This window comes from Pseudomonas chlororaphis, from assembly GCF_001921865.1.
In the GTDB taxonomy this organism is placed as follows: Bacteria; Pseudomonadota; Gammaproteobacteria; order Pseudomonadales; family Pseudomonadaceae; genus Aquipseudomonas; species Aquipseudomonas chlororaphis_D.
This window is the reverse complement of record NZ_MSCT01000001.1, coordinates 67,379-73,886: the sequence shown is the minus strand read 5'-3', so window position 1 is coordinate 73,886 and position 6,508 is coordinate 67,379. Positions and strand designations below refer to the sequence as shown.

General features: G+C 66.5%; 6 protein-coding genes. 2 read left to right on the top strand and 4 right to left on the bottom strand.

What is annotated here, in order from left to right; all coding sequences use genetic code 11:
* The 3 genes from BTN82_RS00235 to BTN82_RS00225 all read right to left on the bottom strand — a co-directional run.
* The coding region (locus BTN82_RS00235; protein WP_148169435.1) for a DUF4347 domain-containing protein at nucleotides 1-2,012 on the bottom strand (2,012 nt) is incomplete at its 3' end.
* 54 nt (nucleotides 2,013-2,066) lie between these two features.
* Nucleotides 2,067-2,912 carry a sulfotransferase family protein gene (locus BTN82_RS00230; RefSeq protein ID WP_075117186.1) on the bottom strand — a complete coding sequence of 282 codons (846 nt, stop codon included), beginning with the start codon at nucleotides 2,910-2,912 and terminating at the stop codon, nucleotides 2,067-2,069.
* 207 nt (nucleotides 2,913-3,119) lie between these two features.
* Nucleotides 3,120-4,775 carry a glycosyltransferase family 39 protein gene (locus tag BTN82_RS00225; RefSeq protein WP_075117185.1) on the bottom strand — a complete coding sequence of 552 codons (1,656 nt, stop codon included), beginning with the start codon at nucleotides 4,773-4,775 and terminating at the stop codon, nucleotides 3,120-3,122.
* 217 nt (nucleotides 4,776-4,992) lie between these two features.
* Between BTN82_RS00225 and BTN82_RS00220 the strand changes: the two genes are divergently transcribed.
* Both BTN82_RS00220 and BTN82_RS00215 read left to right on the top strand, forming a co-directional pair.
* Nucleotides 4,993-5,580 carry a phage tail protein gene (locus BTN82_RS00220; RefSeq protein ID WP_075117184.1) on the top strand — a complete coding sequence of 196 codons (588 nt, stop codon included), beginning with the start codon at nucleotides 4,993-4,995 and terminating at the stop codon, nucleotides 5,578-5,580.
* Between the two features lie 54 nt (nucleotides 5,581-5,634).
* On the top strand, nucleotides 5,635-5,946 hold the full coding sequence (locus tag BTN82_RS00215) for a DUF6916 family protein (RefSeq protein WP_075117183.1): 312 nt from the start codon (nucleotides 5,635-5,637) through the stop codon (nucleotides 5,944-5,946).
* A gap of 48 nt (nucleotides 5,947-5,994) precedes the next feature.
* Here BTN82_RS00215 and BTN82_RS00210 read toward each other — a convergent pair whose 3' ends face one another.
* Nucleotides 5,995-6,498 (bottom strand): GNAT family N-acetyltransferase, encoded by a 504-nt coding sequence (locus BTN82_RS00210; RefSeq protein ID WP_075117182.1) that lies wholly within the window; start codon nucleotides 6,496-6,498, stop codon nucleotides 5,995-5,997.
* Nucleotides 6,499-6,508: the final 10 nt, after the last annotated feature.

Genomic DNA, 6,508 nt, shown 5'->3' with positions numbered 1-6,508 from the left:
GTGGCGGTCCAGGTGATGCCGCCGTCGCTGCTGCTGACCGCTGTCAGGGTGCCGTTGGCGATGGTCAGGTCGGCATTGGTAAAACCGGTTACCGCCTCGCTGAAGGTGATGGTCACCAACGAGGTTTCGCCGATTCTCAAGGCATTGTCGGCGACCACGATGGTCGCGGTGGGCGGTGGCGCATACGCGGTATTGAGCACGCCGCCGTCGTTGTAGATCGCGGCCACCGCGGTCGGCGAAGTACCGTTCGAGCCGCCGCCCAGGGCCACGCCGCCAGCGCCGCTACCGGCCGCGTTGCCGCTCATGGCGGCGAAGTTGGCCGCGGTGATCAGCAGCGTGCCCTTGTTCCAGATCGCGCCCACGCCCCGGCCCGCGATCCCGCCATTGCTGGCGTTGCTGCCCTGGCCACCGCCACCGCCACCACCACCGCCGGCGCCGATGTTGTTGCTGATGGTCGAGGTACCGATCACGGTGATGGTGCCGGTAGTGCCGTTGTAGATGCCGCCGACCGCATTGCCGCCCGCGCCGCCGACCTTGTCCCACCCGGCGCCGCCACCGCCGCCGCCGATGGAAATCGTGCCATTGCTGGCCGTACCGCCGCTGCCGCCATTGCTGTAGTAGGACACGCCCAGGCCGCCCGTGCCGCCGGTGGTGGTGCCGCCGCGACCGCCCATGTGCGTGGCGTCGTAACCACCGCCATAGCCGCCCGTGCCGCCGCTGCCAGCCTGGCCACCCAGGGTGCCGACGCCGGGGCCGGCCGTGCCGCCATGGCCACCGCCCTGGCCGCCCAGCCCACCACCGCCGCCACCGCCGCCGCCATAGAACGCCCCGGTGACACCGCCCCCGCCGCCACCGCCCGAGGCCGCGTTGGAGGTCACCGTGACATTCTTGAGCGTGAGATTGCCGGCGTTGAAAATCCCCCCGGCCATGGAGCCGCTCGCGCCATAACCGCCGTTGCCGCCATTGCCGGAAACCAGCCCGCGGGTAATCACCAGGCCATCCAGGGTCACGGTGCTGCCCGAGGCCACTTCGATGACCCGGGTGCGGTACTGGCCGTCCAGGGTCACGTCGGCGACGCCGTCGTTGTTCAAGTCGCCATCGATAGTCACGTTCTTGTTGACCAGCAGCTCGGCCGTCAGCTGTACCGTCATGCCGCTGCTGAAGGTGACGATGTCGCCGTTCTGCGCCGATGCCAGCGCCGCCCGCAGCGAGCCGACGCCGGTGTTGGCGTTGTTGGTGGCGGTCCAGGTGGCCAGCCCCCACTGATAGTCCCGCATCGCCTGGGCAGACAGCACGTTGGCGCTTTCGATGGTGCCGGTGGCGATCTCCAGTTCCCAGTCGCCGCCCACGCCGGTGCGGTCGGTGGAGGCGGCCACGTCCCGGCCGGTCAGCTGCGCCAGGGATTCGACGAAATTCAGGCCGCGCTCGCCCTCGGCGGTGTAGCAGCCGTAGATGAGGATGTCGCCGCCGGCATTCATCTCCTTGCCGATGTCCGCCAGCACGGCGGCGCGCGCCTGCACGTTGTCGGCCGACAGGTAGCTGTCGCCCAGCCACAGGTCCCCGGCATTGCCGTGGGCGATGATCTGCACCGAGCTCACGCCCTGATGCTGCTCCAGATAATCGGCGATCTGCTGCAGCCCGTCCTGGCCGGCATTGAGTTGCACCACCTGGGTGCCGGGCGCGATGCCCTTGAGCAGGCTGCCGGCGTCCTTGACCCGCGAGTCGACGAACACCACCGTCTGCCCTGGCACCGCGCTGGGGGCTGCCGCGGCAGGCGCATCGACCTGGCCATGGGTGTCCTTGCTGACGCTGGCCTGATCGGCGGCGGTCGGCGTCTTGGCCGCATCGGTGGTGGTATGGGCGTCCGGCTGGGCAGCGTCGGCCACGGTGGCGGCCACCGCGCCGTCGAACAGCAGGCGCGGCTCCAGAGGCATGATCAGCGGCGCAGCCAGGGCATTCGCCCGGCCGTCGGTCCGTTGGGAAACCCGCGACTTACCTTTGCTCCACCACATGATGCTCACCCGGACTCGAACGTTCAGAAAGATGCAGATAGAAAAAAGCCGCGATCAACGGACCGCGGCGTCGGATTTCATGCGAATGACATTGGCGGCGCTGGCGGCGCCGTCCTTCCAGAACGACAGCTGCGCGTACTTCTCGAACAGGTCCGGCGGCAGGATCGTGCGCCGCGACTCCAGCGCCACCCGCGCCTTGACCTTGTGCAGGCCGGAAAGCCCCAGCGCCTGGTCGAACTCGGGCGCGTCGTAGGCAAGGCTGTCGAAGTCGTGCTCGTACCAGGGCTCGCCGATGAAGTCGTAGACCAGCCGCATCACCCGTTCGGGGGCCTGGCTCAGCAGGTCGTAGTCGACGATCAGCAGCGCATCGGCGTGTTCGCCGTAATAGGCCTCTTTCAAGGCCGTCCAGGCATAACCCACCAGCCGGTTGTGCTGGGCCAGGGTTTCGCAACGGCTGTAGACCGAGTTGCGCTCGACCGCATCGCCCCACAGCTTGGTGTTTTCGAAGGGGTTGGCCCGGTACAGCCGTTCGAGGCTGTCCATGACCCAGGCGACGTTGCGCACGCAAGCGATGGTCCGCGCCTTGGGGAACAGGTCGCGCAACGCCGGCTGGCGCGCGCACCACTGGCGGTTGGTATCGAAGATGACGGGCTTGTCGGCCTGGTCGGCGTAGTAGGAGTCGAACAGCCCGTGCAACAGGCGGCGGCGCATGTCGCGATCGATGACGGCACCGAACTCGCTGCCGGCACTGCATTGTTCGAGAACACCGTTGAACAGCGCACCGACCGGGCTGGTCATGCCGGCGTGAAAGCGCGGGTTCTGCAACAAAATGGCAGACAGCAGGGTCGACCCTGAGCGCGGTAAACCGGAGATAAAGTGGAACTGCGGCAATCCCTTCACCCTAGCGATAAGTCCTTATGAGACAAATCCTAGTGCAGTATCAGATAACCGCATAATGGTGTTTTGCTATCAATTTTCGATCAAGACCACAAAAAAATTGTGTTTAAGATCGGTCAACCGCTCTGCGCCTGAAAGTGAATCGATTAAGCCCGGCAGGCCCCGAAACGCCACCGCCCATAACTTTTTTCTCGGCGCCGCCTCAGGCGTTTATCCGGCCGGCTTCGCAGCCTGGGCGCACGCCGCCGGCAGCGCTGTTCCCGCCCGCGCCGCGCCGCACACCAGCATGAGCCGCGCCCTGACGTTGCCCGCCGTGAATTCGGCGCTTTCTCGCCAGGCGCCGGGCAGCGGAGCGAACTCGTCGGGCTGGTCGGCGGTGCTGATCAGCCAGACGCGACCGGTACCCGGCGGCAGCGCCGACAAGTAATCGACGTACAGGGTCGCAGCCTGCTGATCGACCAAGGTGCCGAAACCGTAGGCATTGGGCCGGGTCGAGGCGCCGTTCGGCGCGGGCGGGGTGTAGAGCAGCGGCTGGGCGTCGGTGCGGTTGTAGTAGACGTAGCTCAGGTACCACAACAAGTCGCTGGTGACGATCCGGTCGCCGGCCGCGTAGTGCTGGTTCACGTAGTCCACCAGCGCGCTGATCTGGTCGTTCGCATCCACGTTGGCGTTGTTCTTCAGGCCGAGCGCCTCGGCCCCGCCAAACAGCAGCAGGACCGCCAGCGCCAGGCCGCGGGCCCCGGAACGGCCCTGGTCCAGCAACCGGTCGACCGCGATCGCCACCAGCAGCGGCAGGCCCAGGGCATAGGCCGTCAGGTAGCGCTCGATGAAGACCGGCGAAACGAACGACACCACGAACACCAACAACAGCGGCAGCGTGCTGTAGATCGCCAGCAGCCAGTGCAGCCGCCAGGGCGAACGGTCGCGCCAGGCGACCAGGCCGACTACGCCCAGCATCAGCAGCGGCAGGCTGGCGAACGGCAATGGCGCGAGCCCGTCGCCGTCGTCCTGGGTCAGCAGTTGCCAGACCATCGAGGGCAGCGAGGCAAGCTCCACCGCGGGCTCCCAGCCGACGTCGCCGTTGGCCTTCAACTGGTCCAGATGCTGGAGCAGGTCCACCAGCCCCGGCAGCCAGGGCGCGAACAGCGCCACGATGGCCACGTTGGCCAGCCACCAGCCGGGGCGCTGGATGCGCAGGCTCGCCGGAGTCGCTTGCAGGCGCAGCAGCGCCAGGTACAGCCAGTGGGCGAGCACGCAGAGCGCGGTGAAATAGTGGGTGTAGAACGCCGCGCCCATCAGCAGCGCGTAATACACCAGGTAGCGCTGGCGCCGCGGCTGCCGGACCCAGTACACCAGGGCGAGCGTGGCGCCGAGCAACCACACCCCCAGCAGCGCGTACATGCGCACTTCCTGGCTGTAGCGCACCGCGGTGGGCAGCAGGGCCAGCAGGAACCCGGCGAGAATCGCCGCGCGCCGGCTGGCGATCTGCGCCACCAGCCATACTCCCAACCCGACACAGGCGATCCCCGGCCAGGCGCTGAAACTGCGGATGGCCAGGATGCCGTCGCCAAAGGCGGCGATCCAGCCGTGGAGCAGCATGAAGTACAGCGGCGGGTGCACATCGTGGGCGGCATGCACCCAGATCTCGTTCAAGTCGTATTGGCTCAGCAGCAAGCTGGAACCTTCATCGCCCCAGATGGCGGCCGCGGTCAGGTCGTAGAAGCGGACCGCCGCCGCCAGCAGCAGAATCGGCAGCAGCCAGTAGGCCCGCAACACCGCGAACAGGCGCAGCCTCTCGCTCGTCCAGCGACCGGCCAGGCGCGGCTCGCTCGTGCGCAGCCATTGCGGCTCTCTGCGAAACTCCATGGCTCCCTCCCGGCGCCTGCGTTGTACTGCCACAGCATCGCTGTTTATCCAGCCTCGACCAAGCGTCGCGTCGCCCCAGGCGACTGGCGGAGGAGCGTCTACGCTAACCAATGCTGTCAACGAGCCAGCCTGGAGTCCGACCCTAAGGTCAAGCTTCAGGCCAGACACCAGGACCGGCTCAGGGAGTACCGCTGATCAACCTGAAGGATAAAAAACTATGGAAGTGTTCATGGGCACCATTCAAGCTTTTTCCTTTAATTTCCCCCCGAGCGGCTGGGCCTCGTGTTATGGCCAGACTCTGGGGATCTCGCAGTACCAGGCATTATTTTCGCTGCTGGGGACCTACTACGGCGGCAACGGCAGTACCAACTTCCAGTTGCCGAACCTGCAGGGGCGACTGCCCATCGGCCAGGGCAACGGCCTTGGCCTGACGCCGCGGATCATCGGCGAAGTATCCGGCACCGAGAGCGTCACCCCGAACCTCAACAACCTGCCGGCCCACACCCACACCCTCGCCGGCTTGACCTCCACCACCGCGATCAAGCTGGCCAACCCCGCCAGCAACCCGGTCAGCGTGCCGACGGCCACCAACTCGTTCATCGGCACCTCCGGCGGCGGACCGGGCACCGCGACCATCTACTCCGACGCACAGGGCGCCTCCCCGGTGCCGCTCCAGGGCATCACCACCACGATCACCGGCACCGTCTCGCCCGCCGGCAACGGCTTGCCGATGGCGGTGATGAATCCATTCCTGGTGATCAACTTCAGCGTGGCCTTGAACGGTCTCTTCCCATCGCGCAATTGATGTTCGCACCGGGGGCATACGCCCCCGGTCCTTTGGCCGGACAGGAGTCACGCCATGCTGCATCTGCTACAAAGTGAGCATTTCCAGCCTTTGCTGGGGCAACCCTGCAATCTGCTGCTACCGGACGGCAGCGTCTTGCCGAGCCATATCGAATCCATCAAGGACAGCCCCCAGGCCCGCATGCCGAACGGCGCGCGCATGCCCTTCTGCGTCGAGCTCAACAGCCTGGAGCCGACCGAGTTCGTCGACGGTCTGTGCGACCTGGAACTGCCCGGCGTCGGGCGCCTGCAAGACATGTTCGTATCGCGGGTGCCGGCCCTGGGCCGTGATCCGACGCTGGGCTATTTCTTTATCGCCTTCAACTGAAACAACAGTGCCCGTGGGTAACCCCGCGGGCACCGTGACCAGGCCGGTTTATCGCCGCTGGCCGGGATACCACACCAGCCGCTCGGCCGCCGGGTTGGCCTCCTCGACCTGGAACCCCAGCGCCAGGTAGTGCCGGCGCGCATGGGGATTGCTGGCCCAGACCACCGTGGCCACCGGGCAGCAGACCTGCTCGGCGGCCTTCTGCACGCCTTGCAGCACCGTACGCCCATAACCGCGGCCACGGGCGGCAGGAATAAACGCCAGGTACAGCACGCGGATTTCATTGGCGCCGAAATCGGTGGTCAAGGCGCCGATGGCGCTGCCGAGTTTCTCGATCACGTAGTGCATGGCGCCGGGGAAGTTGTCGCCCGAGCCCTGCTCCTGGATCTGGAACTGCTGGGCGATCACCTGTTCGACCTGCTCCCGTTCGCCGTCGATCCATTGCAGATCGCTGCGCGCCGAACGGTAGAGGCTTTGCAGAAACGGTCCGTCGCTGGACCGCGACGGGCGTACCACCAATCCGTCAGACATCGCTGAGTCGTTTTGCAGCATCTGTGTTCTC

What these genes read in the sequence shown, in the direction of transcription:
- BTN82_RS00225 (WP_075117185.1), bottom strand. Translation starts at nt 4,775, where the DNA reads ATGGAGTTTCGCAGAGAGCCGCAATGGCTGCGCACGAGCGAGCCGCGC.
- BTN82_RS00220 (WP_075117184.1), top strand. Translation starts at nt 4,993, where the DNA reads ATGGAAGTGTTCATGGGCACCATTCAAGCTTTTTCCTTTAATTTCCCC.
- BTN82_RS00215 (WP_075117183.1), top strand. Translation starts at nt 5,635, where the DNA reads ATGCTGCATCTGCTACAAAGTGAGCATTTCCAGCCTTTGCTGGGGCAA.
- BTN82_RS00210 (WP_075117182.1), bottom strand. Translation starts at nt 6,498, where the DNA reads ATGCTGCAAAACGACTCAGCGATGTCTGACGGATTGGTGGTACGCCCG.